The organism is Amycolatopsis sp. NBC_01286 (assembly GCF_035982555.1).
Taxonomy (GTDB): domain Bacteria; phylum Actinomycetota; class Actinomycetes; order Mycobacteriales; family Pseudonocardiaceae; genus Amycolatopsis.
Map to the genome: position 1 here is coordinate 5599489 of NZ_CP108428.1, position 14390 is coordinate 5613878.

A 14390-nucleotide genomic window follows, 5' to 3' on the forward strand; every position below is an offset into this window, starting at 1 on the left:
CGGAAACCGCCCGGCCGGGCCGCCTCAGCTGGTGATGTCCTTCGTGGCGAACCGGCGGCCCGCGTAGAGGAAGAACACCGCGCCGTAGATCGTCGCCGACAGCAGGCCGCCGGCCAGGTTCGTCCAGTCGACGTCGGTGGAGATCAGGTCCATCCAGGAGAACCCGTAGTGCGTCGGCAGGTAGTTGCGCAGGCCTTCCAGCGCCGTGATCTGGTCGAGGATCTGCGACAGGATCGCCACCAGCACGGCGCCGCCGACCGCGCCGAGCGGGGCGTCGGTCGTTACGCTCAGCGCGAGCGCGAGCCCGGCCACCCAGGCCAGCTGCAGGATGATGTACACAGTGGACAGAGCGATGGCGAGCAGGCTGTCGCCGAAGGACACCGCGTCGCCGGTCGGGCTGATCGCGTCGCCCGCGCCGTACCAGATGACGCCGACCCCGAGCGAGACCAGCGGCAGCAGGATCAGCGCCGCCGCCGACAGCAGCCCGGACACGATCGCCTTCTGGCGCAGCACCCGGTGCCGCGGCACCGGGATCGCCAGCAGGTACTTCAGGCTCGACCAGGACGCCTCGCTCGCGATGGTGTCGCCGAAGAACAGCGCGACGATCATCGGCAGCAGGAACGTGCCCGACACGAACAGCGCCAGCACCACGAAGTTCGGCGCGCTGGCCGTGGCCAGGTCGACGAACCCGCCGCTGCGCCGGTTCGGGTTCGACTGCCCCGCCTCGAACGCGATCACCAGGATGAACGGCAGGATCGCGACGAACCCGAGCAGCAATTGCGTCCGCCGCCGCTTGAGCTGACGCCGGAGTTCGACGCCGAGCCCGAGCGTCCGCCGCGCGGAGTAGCCCGCGACGGCGCCGTCCGGCCCGACCCCGGCGTGTTCGCTCGAGGCGAGGTCGCTCAGCTCGTCCAGCGCGTGCGGGTCCGTGTGGACCCCTGAGTTCGAGCTGTTCACGACTGGTCTCCCACCAGTTGCAGGAACGCGTCTTCCAGCCGGCGCCGCGGCCCGGCCTGCTCCACGGCGACCCCGGCGCGGACCAGGGCCGCGACCGCTTCGGCCCGCGGCAGCCCGTCGAGGTCGGCGTGCACGAGATCGCCTTCGACGTCGACCGTGCTGACCCCGGCGATCGCCTTCAGCGCCGCGGCGGCCGCGGCCGGGTCGTCGACCCGGAACGTCGCCTCGCCGCCGGCCGCGGCCAGCTCGCCGACCTCACCCGAGGCGACCAGCGCGCCGCGGTGCATGACCACGACGTGCGTGCAGGTCTGCTCGACCTCGGCCAGCAGGTGGCTGGACACCACCACGGTGCGCCCGGTCGCGGCGTAGCGCTGCAGCACCTCGCGCATCTGGTGGATCTGGGGCGGGTCGAGCCCGTTGGTCGGCTCGTCGAGCACCATCAGCTCCGGCAGGCCGAGCATCGCCTGGGCGATCGCCAGCCGCTGCCGCATGCCCTGGCTGTAGGTCCGCACCCGGCGGTCGACGGCGGTGCCGAGCCCGGCGATCTCCAGCGCCTCGCCGAAGTGCGCCTTCTCCGCCGGCCGCCCGGTGCTCGCCCAGTACAGCCGGAGGTTCTCGCGGCCGGACAGGTGCGGCAGGAAGCCGGACCCCTCGACGAACGAGCCGATGCGCGAGAGCACCGGCGCGCCGGCGGTGATCTTGTGGCCGAACACCCGGATGCTGCCTTCGGTCGGCGTGATCAGGCCCATCAGCATCCGCAGCGTGGTGGTCTTGCCCGCGCCGTTCGGCCCGAGCAGGCCCAGCACCTGGCCCGGCTCGACGCGGAACGACAGGTCGTTCACGGCGACGAACCCGCCCGCGTACGTCTTGCGCAGGCCCTCGATGACCAGCGGCGTGGTGGCCAGTTCCGGGTCGACGTCGGTCGCCCGGCGCCGGCGCAGGGCCGCGAACAGCACCGCGGCGAGGGCGATCGCCAGGGTGACGGCGATGCCGACGATCTGCCCGACCGGGGCCGGGGTGCCGACCGACGTCCCGGGCACGACCGGCAGGGCCAGCGCGGCGCCGCCGCCGGCGAGCGCGACGCGGAACACCGCGGGCGCGGCCGGGGCGGCGAACGCCTGGTCGGTGGTACCGACGACCAGCCGCAGCGAGTGCCCGCCCTCGATCGGCCGGACGATGCCCGGCAGCGTCACGGTGACCTCGACCGGGTTGCCGTTGGCGGGCAGCCCGCTCACCCGGAACGGGGCGATCGCGTTGGCCGGCAGCACCCGCGAGCCGTCCTGGCCGACGTCGTAGAGCTTCGCGAACAGCACGGCTTCCGGCTGCGGTTGCGCCGGGTCCGCGGCGACCTGCAGCCGCACGGTGGCGGCGCCGCTGACGACGACCTGCCCGTCGACCGGCGCGGTGGTGAACTGCGCGGCCTGGCCGGGCGGGTCGTTGCTGAACAGCGCGCCGAGCCGCGACGTGCTGCTCGCGAGGCCGTTGAGCCCGGGGATCCCGCTCACCGCCGCGGGGTTCGCCCCGGCCGGGCGCACGACCGGCTGGACCGGGCCGGACATCGGCAGCAGCCGCCGCTCGGTGGCCGGGCCGGTCAGGCCGGGGTAGGCGGCGGCGTTGACCGTGCGCACCGACGGCGTTCCGTTGGCGCGCAACGTGCCCTGGACGTCGTAGCTGAACCCGGTGCCTGGGTCGCCGCCGGTGACGGCGGTCCAGAGGAAGTCGCCGATCTTCCCGCGCAGCTGCGGCCCGGGCTTGCCACCGTCGTGGCCGCCGGTGTACCAGACGGTCTTGACCTTGCCGCCCGCCGCGGTGATCTGCCGGGCGGTCGCGTCGGCCTGGTCGAGGCCGAACAGGGTGTCGCTCTCGCCCTGCACCAGCATCGTCGGCACGGTGATCCTGCTCGTCACGGACACCGGGGAGACGCGGCGCAGCAGATCGAGGCTCGCCTGGCTCGACGCGCCGGTGGTGCCCAGCTCGGTGTAGGCCTTGCAGACGGCGGCGGTGAACCGGCCGCACGGGTCGGCCGACCCGGCGCGGGGCCCGCCCCCGCCCGAAGGCGCGGCCGGGACGGCGGCAGCGGCGCCGGCCGCGCCGGTAGACCCGGTGTCGGTCGCCTGCCCGGCTTCGGGCGCGTCGGCGGACGGCGCACCGCTCGAGGCGGGGCCGGAGCCGGCGGAGAAGAAGATGCCGGCCCAGCTCTTCTTGAACACGCCGTCGGTCGCGAACGCCCCGGCGGCCGGGGTGCCCGCCGCCGGTGCCTTCGGGGCGGCCGCGTTCGGGACGAGGGCCTGCCCGAGGTCGTTGTAGGTGATCACCGGCGCGATCGCGTCGACGCGCTTGTCCGTGCCGGCCAGCAGCAGCGACAGCGCGCCGCCGTAGGACGCGCCGGTGACGGCGATCTTCGGGTCGCCGCTGCTGTCCGTGGTCACCTGGTGCTGCGCGACGAGCCGGTCGATCAGCCGGCTCGCGTCGGCGACTTCGCCGTCCGGGTCGTTCAGCCCGATCTTGCCGGTGCTCTTGCCGAACCCGCGCGCGGACCACGTCATCACGACGAAGCCCTTCCGGGCGAGTTCGCGGGCGTCGTCGGCGACGCTGGTCTTGTCGCCGCCGAAGCCGTGCGCGAGCAGCACCGCGGGCGCGGGCACGGTGGCGGGCAGGTAGGTGGTCGTGTCGATCTTGACCTGGTCGGCCGAACCCGGCGCGGCGGGCATGTCGATCAGCGCGTCCTGGGTGGGCACCGCGGGCGGGGCCGTGTCGCGCGTCGCCCAGAGGACGGTCGCGGCGGCCAGGACCACCACGACGGCGCCGAGCGCGGTGAGGCGGCCGCGGCGGGAGCGCGGGAGCGGGAGTCGGGGCACGGGGTGACCGTATGTGAAGTTTCCTGAGAGTGCCCTCCGCAACTCACGTCGATCACACGCTGATCACACGCTCGGGACCACCTGGTGGACCGAAGTGACCGGAATTACAGGACCAACCTGGTGACGTGCGCGATTCCGGCTGGCGCTCGGGCGGGGAGAACCGGCAAACTGGACGCGCTGTGAGGGGAGTATTCCTTCGCGGCGGTGTCGTCAGCACGGTGGCCATGCGCCCCCGGCACCGTCGGCCGGTGTTCGCACCGGCGGAAGAGACCTCCGGTTAGTTGCTCATGCGCGCTATCCGGAGGTTCTGGTTCCATGACTGTCCCCCTGTGGCTGTGGATCGCCACGATCGGTGGCCTGCTCGCGCTCATCGCGCTCGACCTGGTCATCGTCGATCACAAGCCGCACGCGGTCACCACGGGTGAAGCCGCGCGCTGGGTGGTCTTCTACGTGTCCTGCGCGGTGCTCTTCGGCGCCGGCGTGTGGTTCTTCGCCGGGCACGACCCGGGTGTCGAGTTCTTCACCGGGTACATCACCGAGTACTCGCTGAGCGTCGACAACCTGTTCATCTTCATGATCATCATGGCGTCGTTCAAGGTGCCCGCCATCCACCAGCACCGCGTGCTGCTGGTCGGGATCCTGCTGGCGCTGGCGATGCGCAGTGTGTTCATCGCCGTCGGCGCGGCGTTGATCGAGCAGTTCGTCTGGGTGTTCTTCCTCTTCGGCGCGATCCTGGTCTGGACCGCGATCAGCATGCTGCGCGGCAAGGGCGAGGACGAGGAGTACCACGAGAACGCCGTGACCCGGCAGGTCCGCAAGATCGCCCCGGTCACCGACGACTACCACGACCACAAGTACACCGTGAAGATCAACGGCAAGCGGATGATCACGCCGATGCTGCTGGTGATCGTGGCCATCGGCTCCGCGGACCTGCTGTTCGCCGTCGACTCGATCCCGGCGATCTTCGGCATCACGCAGGAGGCGTTCCTCGTCTTCACCGCCAACGCGTTCGCGCTGATGGGCCTGCGGCAGCTGTACTTCCTGCTCGGCGGCCTGGTGACGAAGCTCGTCTACCTGACCTACGGCCTCGCGGTGATCCTCGCGTTCATCGGCGCGAAGCTGTTCCTGCACGCGCTGCACGAGTACCACGTGGTGCCGGACTGGCTGGACATCAACAACTGGATCTCCCTCGGCGTGATCATCGTCGTCCTCACCGTCACGACGGTGGCGAGCCTCGCGAAGGCGCGGCGCGACGAGCGCAAACAGGTGACCGCGTGACGACCGACGAAAGTCGTTCGCACCGCTAAGGGATTCGGGTACCGTCGGACGGGTGCGCCCTGCCGACATCGAAAGCCTCGTCGTCCCCGGCCGTCCCGCCCTGCGCGGAGACCTGCTGCTGACCGCCGTCCAGAACCCCGACCTGAAGACGAACGCCGCGCACAGCGCGCTGCGGCGCGTGTCGTTCGACGGCGGCGAGGCCGCGTGGACGCACGGTCCGCGTGACTCTGCGCCGTCGATCTCCCCGGACGGGCGCTGGGTGGCGTTCCTGCGCGCCGGGGAGGGCGAGGGGGCCGACGGGCGCCCGCAGCTGCACCTGATGCCCGCCGACGGCGGTGACGCGCGGCGCCTCACGTCACTGCACCTCGGCGCCGGCGAGCCGGTGTGGGCCCCGGACTCGCGGCGCGTCGCCTTCGTCGCGCGGGTGCCCGAGGCCGGGCGCTACGGAACCGAAGACGCCGACGGCGAGACGCCGGAGCCGGCGGCCGAGGCCCCGCGCCGGATCACGCGCATGGACTACCGGATCGACGACATCGGCTTCCTCCGCGACCGCGTGCAGCGCCTGTTCGCCGTCGACGCCGTGGCGGCCTTCGAAGCGGGCGACGAGCCGGCCCTGGAACCGCTGACCTCCGGCGAGTTCGAACCGGCCCAGCCGGTGTGGACACCGGACGGCAGCCGGATCGTCTTCACCGCGGCGCCGGACTGGGACGCGGCCGAGAGCGACGTGCGCGACATCTGCGCGATCTCCGCCGAGGGCGGCGAACCCGAGGTCCTCGTGCGCGGCGAGGGGTACTCGGAGCGTCCGGTGTTCGGCCCCGGCGGCACGTTGTTCTACTTCGGACAGTCCTTCGAGGACCACCGCGAAGCCGCGGCGACGGGGCTTTACGCCGCGACACCGGCGTTCGGCGCCGGACCGGTGGAGGCCCGCCGGCTCACCGACATCGAGACGGTCGACTGCGAGGCGTCCGCCGGGCCGCCGGTACCGCGCGACGGCGACGTGCTCGTGGCCGTCCGCAACCGCGGCGCGGTGGAGCTGCGCGCGGTCCCGCTCGACGCCGTCGACGCGCCGCTGGCGGACCTGACCGTGGTCTACGCGGACCGCTCCGTGGTCCGGTCGTTCACTGTGGACGGTCCGGTGATCGCGGCGGTCGTCGCCACCCTGGAGACCTCGGGTGACCTCGTGGTACTCGGCGCGGTCGCCCCGCGGGTGCTGACCGACTACTCGAAGCCGTTGCGGGACAAGGGACTCCGCCCGGTCCTCGAGCTGGAGACCACCGCGCCGGACGGTTACCCGGTGCACGGCTGGCTGGTGCTGCCCGAAGGCGAGGGCCCGCACCCGGTGCTGCGCGTGGTGCACGGCGGCCCGTTCGCCCAGCAGGACTGGGCGGTGTTCGACGAGGCGCAGGTGTTCGCGTCCGCCGGGTACGCGGTGGTGCTCGGCAACCCGCGTGGTTCGGCGGGCTACGGCCAGCAGCACGGCCACGCGATCACCCACGCCTTCGGCACGGTCGACGCCGACGACGTCCTGGCCCTGCTCGACAAGGCGCTGGAGCGCCCGGACCTGGACGCCTCGCGCGTCGGGATCATGGGCGGCTCGTACGGCGGGTTCATGACGAGCTGGCTGGCGTCCCACCACGGCGAGCGGTTCCGCGCCGCGTGGAGCGAGCGCGCGGTCAACGCGTGGGACTCGATGGCCGGCAGCTCCGACATCGGCTACACGTTCGTCGACTCCTACATCGGTGCCGACCCCGAGGTGCAGCGCGACCGCAGCCCGCTCAGCTACGCGGACAAGATCCGCATCCCGTTCGCGGTGGTGCACTCCGAGGAGGACTGGCGCTGCCCGCTGGAGCAGGCGCAGCGGATGTTCGTCGCGCTGCGGCGCGCCGGCGCGGACGCGGAGTTCCTGCTGTTCCCCGGCGAAGGCCACGAGCTGTCCCGCTCCGGCCGGCCGCGTCACCGCGTCCAGCGGTTCGAGGCGATCCTCGAGTGGTGGGCGCGGCACCTGTAATCGCACCGGTCTTGTCCCGGCCCCGGCCGCCTGCGAATCTTCGTACCCATGACGCTGCCCGAGGTGGACTTCGAGCTGGAGACCTGGCGCATGGTGCTGTTCCGCAAGGGACCCCGCGCCGACGAGATCTCCGAGGAGATGGCTCGTGAACTGCGGGCCCGCCACCTCGCGGCCGCCCGGCAGCAGCAGGCGGCCGGGTCGCTGCGGCTCGCGGGCGCGATCCCGGAGCCGTCGGCCGCGCTGCCGGTGACCGGGGTGGCGTTCTTCCGGACGTCGGAGGCGGAGACGCGCGCGATCCTCGACGCCGACCCGGCCGAGCAGGCCGGGCTGATCGCGTCGGAGATCGTCGGGTTCGTCTGCCCGCGGGGCACGCTCGGCTGAGCGGGCCCGGCGCTCAGTTCAGCAGCGTGTAGTTCAGCTCTTCGCAGACGCGCCCCAGCGGGACGTCCAGGCCCGGGTGGTCGAGCGGCAGCAGGACGTCCGGCGCGATCGGCAGCGCCGCGCCCGCCGGCGGGTCCCACAGGCAGATCGCGGGATCGCCGGAGTCCATCGAGGAGCGGTACCAGAGGCCGTCGAGGTCGCTGAAGGCCGCGCGGATCGCCCGGGCCCAGGCCTGCGTCAGCTTCTTCGGCCCGCTCGAGATCTCCTGCGACGCGCCGACGCGGGTCGGCCACAGGCCGGTCAGGTCGAGCAGGCGCAGCGTGCGGGTCGGGCGGACCACGACCAGCCGGGGGCCGCGGGTGCGGCGGTCGACCGTCGAGCTGGTCTGGTAGACCTCGGCGATCGACGTGCGCACGGTGAGGCCGAAGTAGAGCACCCCGTTGGCGGGGTCGGTGACCGGCGCGCCGCCGCGGCCGGGCGACTGCTGGTCGAACCGGCCGTGCGGGAGCGGGCCGGTGTAGCGGAACGAGTTCCACTGCTGGGGGTGGTTGCCGTGCGCCGTGAAGATCCGCACCAGCCTGGTCGCGGGCTGGACCGTCACCACGTCACTGGCGCGATTCAGCTGCCGGACCAGGACGGATCGGGCGGGCGGCAGCGGTAGCCGGGCCATGGGTCGGGGGTGGTCCGTCCTTGTCGGTGATCTTGCTCGGGGAGGTCCAGCCTAGAACGGCGAGCCGAGCGTGGCGATGAGGCGCGCGACGTGCTCCGGGTCACCACCCGAGAGGAGCCACTGGCGCGGGGTCGCCGGGTGGTCGTTGATCACCAGATCGGGTTGGGGAGTGCTCATGAACGCGGCGACGACGAGCGCGGGCTGGTCCTCGGGCAGGGCCTTGAGCACGACCTCGAGACCGGGTAGCACCCCCGAGCCGGCGAACTGCCACGCCGGGAGCCGCCAGCCGCTGTCCTTCCAGCCGGTCAGCCGGCCTTCCTTGAGACGGTGCCGGATGCGGCTGTCGTCGACCCCGAGGGTCTTCGCCGCTTCGTTGACACTCAGGGCGCCTTCGGCGAGCACGGCGTGGGCGGCGACGGTGCGCGCCCGGAAGTCCGGTTCCTCTTCCCGCCGCGGCGAGAGATCCAGGCCGACATCGGTGAGCGCGGCGCGCTGATCGGCCGAGAAGTAGTGCGAGGGATCGGGATTCGGTGGGGAAAGCCTGCGCGCGGCGTCTTCGACGAGCGTGAGGAACTCGTTCGCGTCGACCTTCAGACCCGCCTTGGCGAGGATGTTCTCCAGCGCTACAGACATGCCGCTCAGGTTAACCCGAAACAGCGCGGCTGTGCGGGTTCGTGCGGGTTCGTGCCCTATCTGTGGGCGAATTCACCAGAGATCGACACTTTACGCACATCATCCAACACGTTGAGTAGGCAACTTCCGCAAAGTCTGCCCGCATCGGGCGAGGTTGTCCAGTCGCCCATGCGCTTGACACCCCGCCTCCGCCGACTTAGGTTCCGTGTGAGTAAACGATTTCCGCTCCGTGCTCACAGGATCCGGCGAGTTGGCGCCGGTCATGGGGGACACAGGGGGTGGGGCGTGCCTGGGGGGCCTGGCACGAGCCGGCCCCCCAGGCACGTCTGTCCCCGGTCCAGCTTCACGCCAGTTCACGCCGAAACGCCCGCCACCCTGAGCCCCCGGCTACGCGACCCGACGCTCCAGGCACGCGAGCCGACTGTCTGGGTACGCGAGCCGACTTTCCAGGTACGCGACCCGACCGTGTGGGTGCGCGAGCCGACCTCCAGAGTGCACGGGTCGACCGTCTGGTTGCGTGAGCCGACCGCTGAGCGCGCGAGCCGATCCGCCGGGTGGCGGCGTCAGGTGTGCGAGGCGGTCTTTCGGATGCGAGTTGTGCGCGTCAGCGGCGGGAGCTCTTCCGCTCGATCAAGCGTGCTTCCAGCGTGGTCGTCGTCGTGTCGCGGGTGCTGTCCGAGATCCGGGCCAGCAGCAGCTGTGCCGCTACCCGGCCTACCTCGTACGCCGGTTGGGCGACCACCGTTAGGGGTGGGTCGATCAGGGTTGTCCACGGGGCGTCGTCGAACGAGACGATGCCGATGTCGCGGCCCGAACGCAGGCCGCGGGACGACAGGGCCTCCAGGACCCCGATCGCCATCGTGCTGTTCGCGACCAGGAGCGCGTCCGGCGGGGATGGCTCGTCCAGCAGCTCCAGCGCCGCCAAGCGGGCGCCTTCCGCGCGGTACTCCGCCCGCCGGAACACGGCGTTCTCCTCGCCGACGACGTCGGCGTAGCCCGCCAGGCGGTCGTCGGCCGTGCGGACGCCCGCGGGGCCGGTCAGACAACCGATGCGGTCGTAGCCGCCCGCCAGCAGGTGCCGGGTCGCCTCCGCCGCCGCGTGGCGCGTGTCGACCAGCACCTGGTCGCCCGCCGCTTCCGGCAGCGGCCGGTCGACCGCCACCAGCGGCGTGCCCTGGCGGTGCAGGCCCTCGACGTTCGTCGACCGGCCGGTGGGGGACAGCACCACCCCGGCGACCCGCTCCTGCAGCGCGACCTCGATGTAGCGCCGCTCCTTGTCCTCGTTCTCGTCGGAGTTGCAGAGCACCACCGAGTACCCGGACCGCTGCGCGAGGTCCTCGACACCGCGCGCGATCGCCGTGAAGAACGGGTTCTCGACGTCGGAGATGATCAGCGCGAGCACCGCCGTCTCCTGACGGCGCAGGTTCCGGGCCAGCCCGTTGGGGTGATAGCCCAGCTCGGTGGCGGCTTCCTGCACCCGCGCGGCCAGCGTCGGGTCCACTGTGGACTTGCCGTTGAGCGCGCGCGACACGGTCGCCGTGGAGACGCCGGCCCTCGCCGCGACGTCACTGATGGTGGCCACACGCCCTCCCGATCGAAGCCCTGGTCACACTTCGAGGGGGAGGATAGCGCTCCCGGTGGTCGTTCACCGTCCGCTCACCGATCCGGGCCGGACACCCCGCGCCGTTAGGCCGAACGGACCTCGTCCACAGTGGACCGCCCGGCGAAGTAGGCGCGCGGGGTCAGGCCGGTCAGGGCCCGGACGTCCCGGCTGAGGTGGGCCTGGTCGGCGTACCCCGCGGCGGCGGCCAGCGCGGCCAGCCCCGGCGCCCGCATCGCCAGCGAGACCGCGCGCTGGAACCGGCTCACCCGCAGGTAGGTGGCCGGCCCGTAGCCGATCGCCTGGACGAAGCGCCGCCGCAGCCGGCGTTCGGCGACGCCGACCTGACCGGCGGCCTCCGCGACCCGGGTGGCTCCGGCGTCCAGCCGGGCGACCAGCGCCGCCACCGCGGGGTCGGGCGGTGGAACGTCCGGCAACCGGGTGGCGATCGCGGCCGTCGGGGAGAGGGCGCCCGAGAGCAGCTGTTCGGTCAGCAGCTCGCCCTCGTGGCCCCACAGCTCGCGCAGGGGGACGCGGTGGTCGCGCAGCTCGTCGGCGGCCACGCCGAGCACCGCCGCCGCGCGACCCGGGGTGAACCGCACGCCGTGCATGACCTCGCCGGGCACGGTCACCGACGACCAGGCCCGGGTGTCCGGGCCCGCGACGAACACCCCGCTCGCGCCGACGACCAGGTCCAGGCAGCCGTCGGGCACGATCCGCTTCGGCGCCGAGGCGGCCGACCGCCACACGCAGCGGGCGACGCCCCGCAGCGGCGGGGGTGGCGCGACCTCTTCGTACATACTCCGATCATGCACCTGGGGTCCGACAATTTCGCGCCGCCCATCGACTCGCTGGCCTGGATCCACGTCCGCGACCGGCGGCTGTTGTCGGTCCGCACCACCGGAAAGACGAAGTTCTACCTGCCCGGCGGCAAGCGTGAGCCGGGCGAAGGCGACGTCGCGGGGTTGTGCCGCGAGATCCGCGAGGAGCTCGGGATCACGCTCGACCCGCTCAGCTTCCGGTTCTTCGCCGCGCTGGAGGAGCAGGCCGACGGGTTCGCCGACGGCCGCCTGGTGCGGATGACCTGCTACACGGCCGCGCACGAGGGCGAGCCGGCGCCGTCGCGGGAGATCGCGGAGGCGGCCTGGCTGAGCACGGCGGACGCGCCGGTGTGCCCGCCCGCCGGTCAGCGGGTGCTGCGGATGCTCGCTGAAGCCGGGCTGGTGGATTGACGACACGGCTCTCGGCTGCAGGTCGAGGGTGCCGTGGGTCGTTTGTGTGTCCGCCGGCGGGTGCTGCGGATGTTCGCCGGAGCCGGGTTGGTGGGTTGATCGCGCGGCTCTCGGCTGCAGGTCGGCGATGCCGTGGTCGTTTCGTGTGCCCGTCCGCGCGCCGGGTGTTGTGGATGCAGACCCAGGGCCGGGCTGGTAGATCGACCACGCGGCTCACGGTTCCAGGTCTACGACGCCGCGGCCGCTTGGCATGTCGAATGGCACCGATGCCTGGTCGTGGACTATCAGCCAGTCTTCCTCGATCTTGCGGAAGCCGAACGTCGCCCGGACCCACATTCCGTTCGTCGCCGTTCCGTCGCCCAGGGTGCCGCTGAGTCGGCCGAAGCAGTGGCCGAACGCCACTTCGTCACCCACCGTGAGTGTCAGGTCGCGTACTTCGTACGCCACCTCTGCGAAGAACGTGAACGCTCTCGCCCAGTTCTTCAGCTTCGCCTCGACCCCGACGTGTTGCAGCGGTGGCTCGACGTCGAACGACACGACGTCCGCCGCGTAGATCCGCCTCAGCGCGTCGAGATCCTTGGCGTGGATCCCCTCGACGATCTTGCCGACCTGCTGCCGGATCGCGTCGTGTGCCGTTGCCGTCATCGTCGTCCCCTTCGGTTGTGGACCTTCACTGATAACGACGACGCAGCCCGTGGGAATGTGAGGTCCACGGCACACCCGATTGGGTGAAAGTTGGACTTCTTGCCGACCAGGCGTTAACGCGGAGTTAGGTCACGGCGAGATGTAGACGACGTACTCGACGGAAGTGCGCTCGACGAGAGAAGACCTCTCCATGAGTGTTCCCATCGTGACCCAGCCCGTGAAGCCTGCGAAGCACGCGAAGCCCGCCGAGCGGGACCGCGGCCGCTGCCGGCCCGTGGGCAACGTCGTCGTCGTTCTCGGGGTGCTCGCCCTGGCCTTCGTGGTGACGTCGTACGTGGTGCCGCGGTCCGGCGGCGGCCCGGTGCGGGACGAGCCCGTCGCCGCTCCCGTCGCGCCGGCCGCGGTCCGCACCGTGACCCACTCCGTCGTCTACGAGCTGCTCGGCGCGAACGGCGCCCGCAACGTCACCTACTCGGCCGCGGGGTCGACGCTGGCTCAGCAGACCGAGGTCGCCACGCCGTGGTCGACCACCTTCACCCGCGTCGGCCCGGCCGATCGCACCGAGTTCTACAGCATCGCCGCCCAGAACCCCGGCCCCGGCGAGCTGCGCTGCCGGATCGTCGTCGACGGCGTCGTGCTCGCCGACAAGGCCGTGAGCGCGCCGGGACGCCAGTTCAGCTGCGCCGTCTGAAGGCCGCGTAAGGCAGGATCGGCGGTGTGATCACCTTCGGGCCCGCCCTGGTGGCGGTGCTGGTCCTGCTCACCGCGGCCGGGGCCGCCATCGTCCGCTGGGGTGAGCTGGGCCAGGGGCGGGCGGTGCTGATCGCCGCCGTCCGCGCGGTCGCCCAGCTGGCCCTCGTGTCGCTGGTGATCACCGCGATCCTGCGCTCGAACCCGCTGACCGGCCTGTTCGTGCTGCTCATGTTCGGCATCGCGGCGGCGACGTCCGCGCGCCGCGCCGGCGGCTGGGCGAACCTCCCTTGGACGGCCCTCGCGATCGCGGCCGGCGTCGCGCCCGTGCTCGCCCTGGTCCTCGGCGCCGGGGTCGTCCCGCTGCGGCCGATCGCCGTCGTGCCGATCGCCGGCATCGTCATCGGCGGCGCGATGACGGCGACGTCGCAGGCCGCCCGCCGGGCCCTCGATGAACTCGAGGCCCGCCACGGCGAGTACGAAGCCGCCCTCGCCCTCGGCTTCATGCCCCGCCCGGCCGCCCTGGAGATCTGCCGCCCGTCGGCCGGGCACGCGTTGATCCCGGCCCTGGACCAGACGCGCACGGTCGGCCTGGTGACGCTGCCCGGCGCGTACGTCGGTGTCCTGCTCGGCGGCGCGGGCCCGATTCAGGCGGGCACGACGCAGGTGCTCGTCCTGATCGGGCTGCTGGCCGCGGAGGCCGTGGCGATCCTGGTGACCGTGCAGTGCGTCGCGGCGGGGAAGCTCAGCCGAGCGGGTTAGCGAGGTGCGCGGTGTCGTTGAAGCGCCGCACGATCCAGTTGTCGCCGTGCAGCACCAGGTGCGAGATCGAGCCGTTGTCCGCGCCGAGGTAGGCGAACCGCTCGACCGAGCGGCCGGCCTGGGCGAACACCTCGCCGATCACGCCGCCGTGGGTGAAGACCGCGACGCGCTGGTCGGGGTGGGCGGCGGCGATGCGGGTGAGCGCGTCGCGCAGCCGGGCGCCGAACGCCTCGTCGGACTCCGCGCCGGGGATGACGTCCCAGCGCTGCTCGGCCCACAGCCGGTCGACGATCGGGTGGCCGTCGGTCGTGTACTTCCGGAAGAGGCCGTTCTCCCAGTCGCCGAGGTGGATCTCGCGCAGCTCCGGCTCGACGACCGGGGTGAGCCCCAGCTTCTCGGCCAGCGGCGCGGCGGTCTGCACCGTGCGGCGCAGCGTCGTCACGTAGATCGCGTCGATGCGCTCACCGGCCAGCCGGTCGCCGACGCGCCGGGCGTGGTCGCGGCCCTCCGGCGCGAGGTCCGGGTCGGCCTGGCCGTCGACCAGGTCGAACGGGGCGCTGGCCCGGGCCGGCGCGGATTCGCCGTGCCGGACCAGGAAGATCTCGGTGGCGCCGGACGGCGGGGTGAACCGGTGCTGCCGGTACTCGATCTCCTGCTCGGGCGTGCTCATGGCCCC

At 72.4% G+C, this 14390-nt stretch carries 14 protein-coding genes; 6 read left to right on the forward strand and 8 right to left on the reverse strand.

Annotated features, from left to right (window positions below; all coding sequences use genetic code 11):
- Positions 1-24 precede the first annotated feature (24 nt).
- Positions 25-957, reverse strand: coding sequence for an ABC transporter permease (locus tag OG570_RS26990; protein ID WP_326952018.1), 933 nt, complete (start codon positions 955-957; stop codon positions 25-27).
- Positions 954-3815 (reverse strand): alpha/beta fold hydrolase, encoded by a 2862-nt coding sequence (locus OG570_RS26995; RefSeq protein WP_326952019.1) that lies wholly within the window; start codon positions 3813-3815, stop codon positions 954-956. Before OG570_RS26995 ends, OG570_RS26990 begins: the two co-directional genes overlap by 4 nt.
- Before the next feature lie 315 nt (positions 3816-4130).
- On the opposite strand from OG570_RS26995, the gene OG570_RS27000 reads away from it, so the two are divergent.
- The 3 genes from OG570_RS27000 to OG570_RS27010 are packed head-to-tail and all read left to right on the forward strand — an operon-like array spanning position 4131 to position 7482.
- Positions 4131-5093 (forward strand): TerC family protein, encoded by a 963-nt coding sequence (locus tag OG570_RS27000; protein ID WP_326952020.1) that lies wholly within the window; start codon positions 4131-4133, stop codon positions 5091-5093.
- Between the two features lie 52 nt (positions 5094-5145).
- A complete protein-coding gene (locus OG570_RS27005; RefSeq protein WP_326952021.1) occupies positions 5146-7101 on the forward strand; it encodes a S9 family peptidase in 1956 nt (651 codons plus the stop codon).
- A 48-nt stretch (positions 7102-7149) separates the two neighbouring features.
- Positions 7150-7482 carry a hypothetical protein gene (locus tag OG570_RS27010; RefSeq protein ID WP_247054140.1) on the forward strand — a complete coding sequence of 111 codons (333 nt, stop codon included), beginning with the start codon at positions 7150-7152 and terminating at the stop codon, positions 7480-7482.
- 13 nt (positions 7483-7495) lie between these two features.
- Here the strand turns inward: OG570_RS27010 and OG570_RS27015 are convergent, their stop codons facing one another.
- The 4 genes from OG570_RS27015 to OG570_RS27030 form a co-directional block, all read right to left on the reverse strand.
- Positions 7496-8152, reverse strand: a complete 657-nt coding sequence (locus OG570_RS27015) for an RES family NAD+ phosphorylase (protein ID WP_326951223.1) — start codon at positions 8150-8152, stop codon at positions 7496-7498.
- 51 nt (positions 8153-8203) lie between these two features.
- Positions 8204-8785 carry a DNA-binding protein gene (locus tag OG570_RS27020; RefSeq protein ID WP_247054136.1) on the reverse strand — a complete coding sequence of 194 codons (582 nt, stop codon included), beginning with the start codon at positions 8783-8785 and terminating at the stop codon, positions 8204-8206.
- Between the two features lie 604 nt (positions 8786-9389).
- Positions 9390-10367, reverse strand: coding sequence for a LacI family DNA-binding transcriptional regulator (locus tag OG570_RS27025; RefSeq protein WP_326952022.1), 978 nt, complete (start codon positions 10365-10367; stop codon positions 9390-9392).
- Between the two features lie 104 nt (positions 10368-10471).
- Positions 10472-11185, reverse strand: a complete 714-nt coding sequence (locus OG570_RS27030; RefSeq protein ID WP_326952023.1) for a helix-turn-helix domain-containing protein — start codon at positions 11183-11185, stop codon at positions 10472-10474.
- Positions 11186-11194: 9 nt separating this feature from the next.
- Here OG570_RS27030 and OG570_RS27035 point away from each other — a divergent pair, with 9 nt between their 5' ends.
- Positions 11195-11617, forward strand: a complete 423-nt coding sequence (locus OG570_RS27035; protein WP_326952024.1) for an NUDIX hydrolase — start codon at positions 11195-11197, stop codon at positions 11615-11617.
- Between the two features lie 213 nt (positions 11618-11830).
- Here the strand turns inward: OG570_RS27035 and OG570_RS27040 are convergent, their stop codons facing one another.
- Entirely contained in the window at positions 11831-12262 is a 432-nt protein-coding gene (locus tag OG570_RS27040) for a YybH family protein (protein WP_326952025.1), read from the reverse strand.
- Between the two features lie 190 nt (positions 12263-12452).
- On the opposite strand from OG570_RS27040, the gene OG570_RS27045 reads away from it, so the two are divergent.
- Both OG570_RS27045 and OG570_RS27050 read left to right on the forward strand, forming a co-directional pair.
- Complete coding sequence (locus tag OG570_RS27045; RefSeq protein WP_326952026.1) at positions 12453-12953, forward strand: MmpS family transport accessory protein; 501 nt, start codon at positions 12453-12455, stop codon at positions 12951-12953.
- A 17-nt stretch (positions 12954-12970) separates the two neighbouring features.
- Positions 12971-13714 carry an ABC transporter permease gene (locus tag OG570_RS27050; RefSeq protein WP_247064430.1) on the forward strand — a complete coding sequence of 248 codons (744 nt, stop codon included), beginning with the start codon at positions 12971-12973 and terminating at the stop codon, positions 13712-13714.
- Here OG570_RS27050 and OG570_RS27055 read toward each other — a convergent pair.
- Positions 13698-14384, reverse strand: a complete 687-nt coding sequence (locus OG570_RS27055) for a histidine phosphatase family protein (protein WP_326952027.1) — start codon at positions 14382-14384, stop codon at positions 13698-13700. The genes OG570_RS27050 and OG570_RS27055 overlap by 17 nt on opposite strands.
- Positions 14385-14390: the final 6 nt, after the last annotated feature.

Excerpts from the sequence above, each read along its gene's own strand:
- OG570_RS27000 (WP_326952020.1), top strand. The coding sequence starts at position 4,131 with ATGACTGTCCCCCTGTGGCTGTGGATCGCCACGATCGGTGGCCTGCTC.
- OG570_RS27010 (WP_247054140.1), top strand. The coding sequence starts at position 7,150 with ATGACGCTGCCCGAGGTGGACTTCGAGCTGGAGACCTGGCGCATGGTG.
- OG570_RS27015 (WP_326951223.1), bottom strand. The coding sequence starts at position 8,152 with ATGGCCCGGCTACCGCTGCCGCCCGCCCGATCCGTCCTGGTCCGGCAG.
- OG570_RS27020 (WP_247054136.1), bottom strand. The coding sequence starts at position 8,785 with ATGTCTGTAGCGCTGGAGAACATCCTCGCCAAGGCGGGTCTGAAGGTC.
- OG570_RS27030 (WP_326952023.1), bottom strand. The coding sequence starts at position 11,185 with ATGTACGAAGAGGTCGCGCCACCCCCGCCGCTGCGGGGCGTCGCCCGC.
- OG570_RS27035 (WP_326952024.1), top strand. The coding sequence starts at position 11,195 with ATGCACCTGGGGTCCGACAATTTCGCGCCGCCCATCGACTCGCTGGCC.
- OG570_RS27040 (WP_326952025.1), bottom strand. The coding sequence starts at position 12,262 with ATGACGGCAACGGCACACGACGCGATCCGGCAGCAGGTCGGCAAGATC.
- OG570_RS27045 (WP_326952026.1), top strand. The coding sequence starts at position 12,453 with ATGAGTGTTCCCATCGTGACCCAGCCCGTGAAGCCTGCGAAGCACGCG.
- OG570_RS27055 (WP_326952027.1), bottom strand. The coding sequence starts at position 14,384 with ATGAGCACGCCCGAGCAGGAGATCGAGTACCGGCAGCACCGGTTCACC.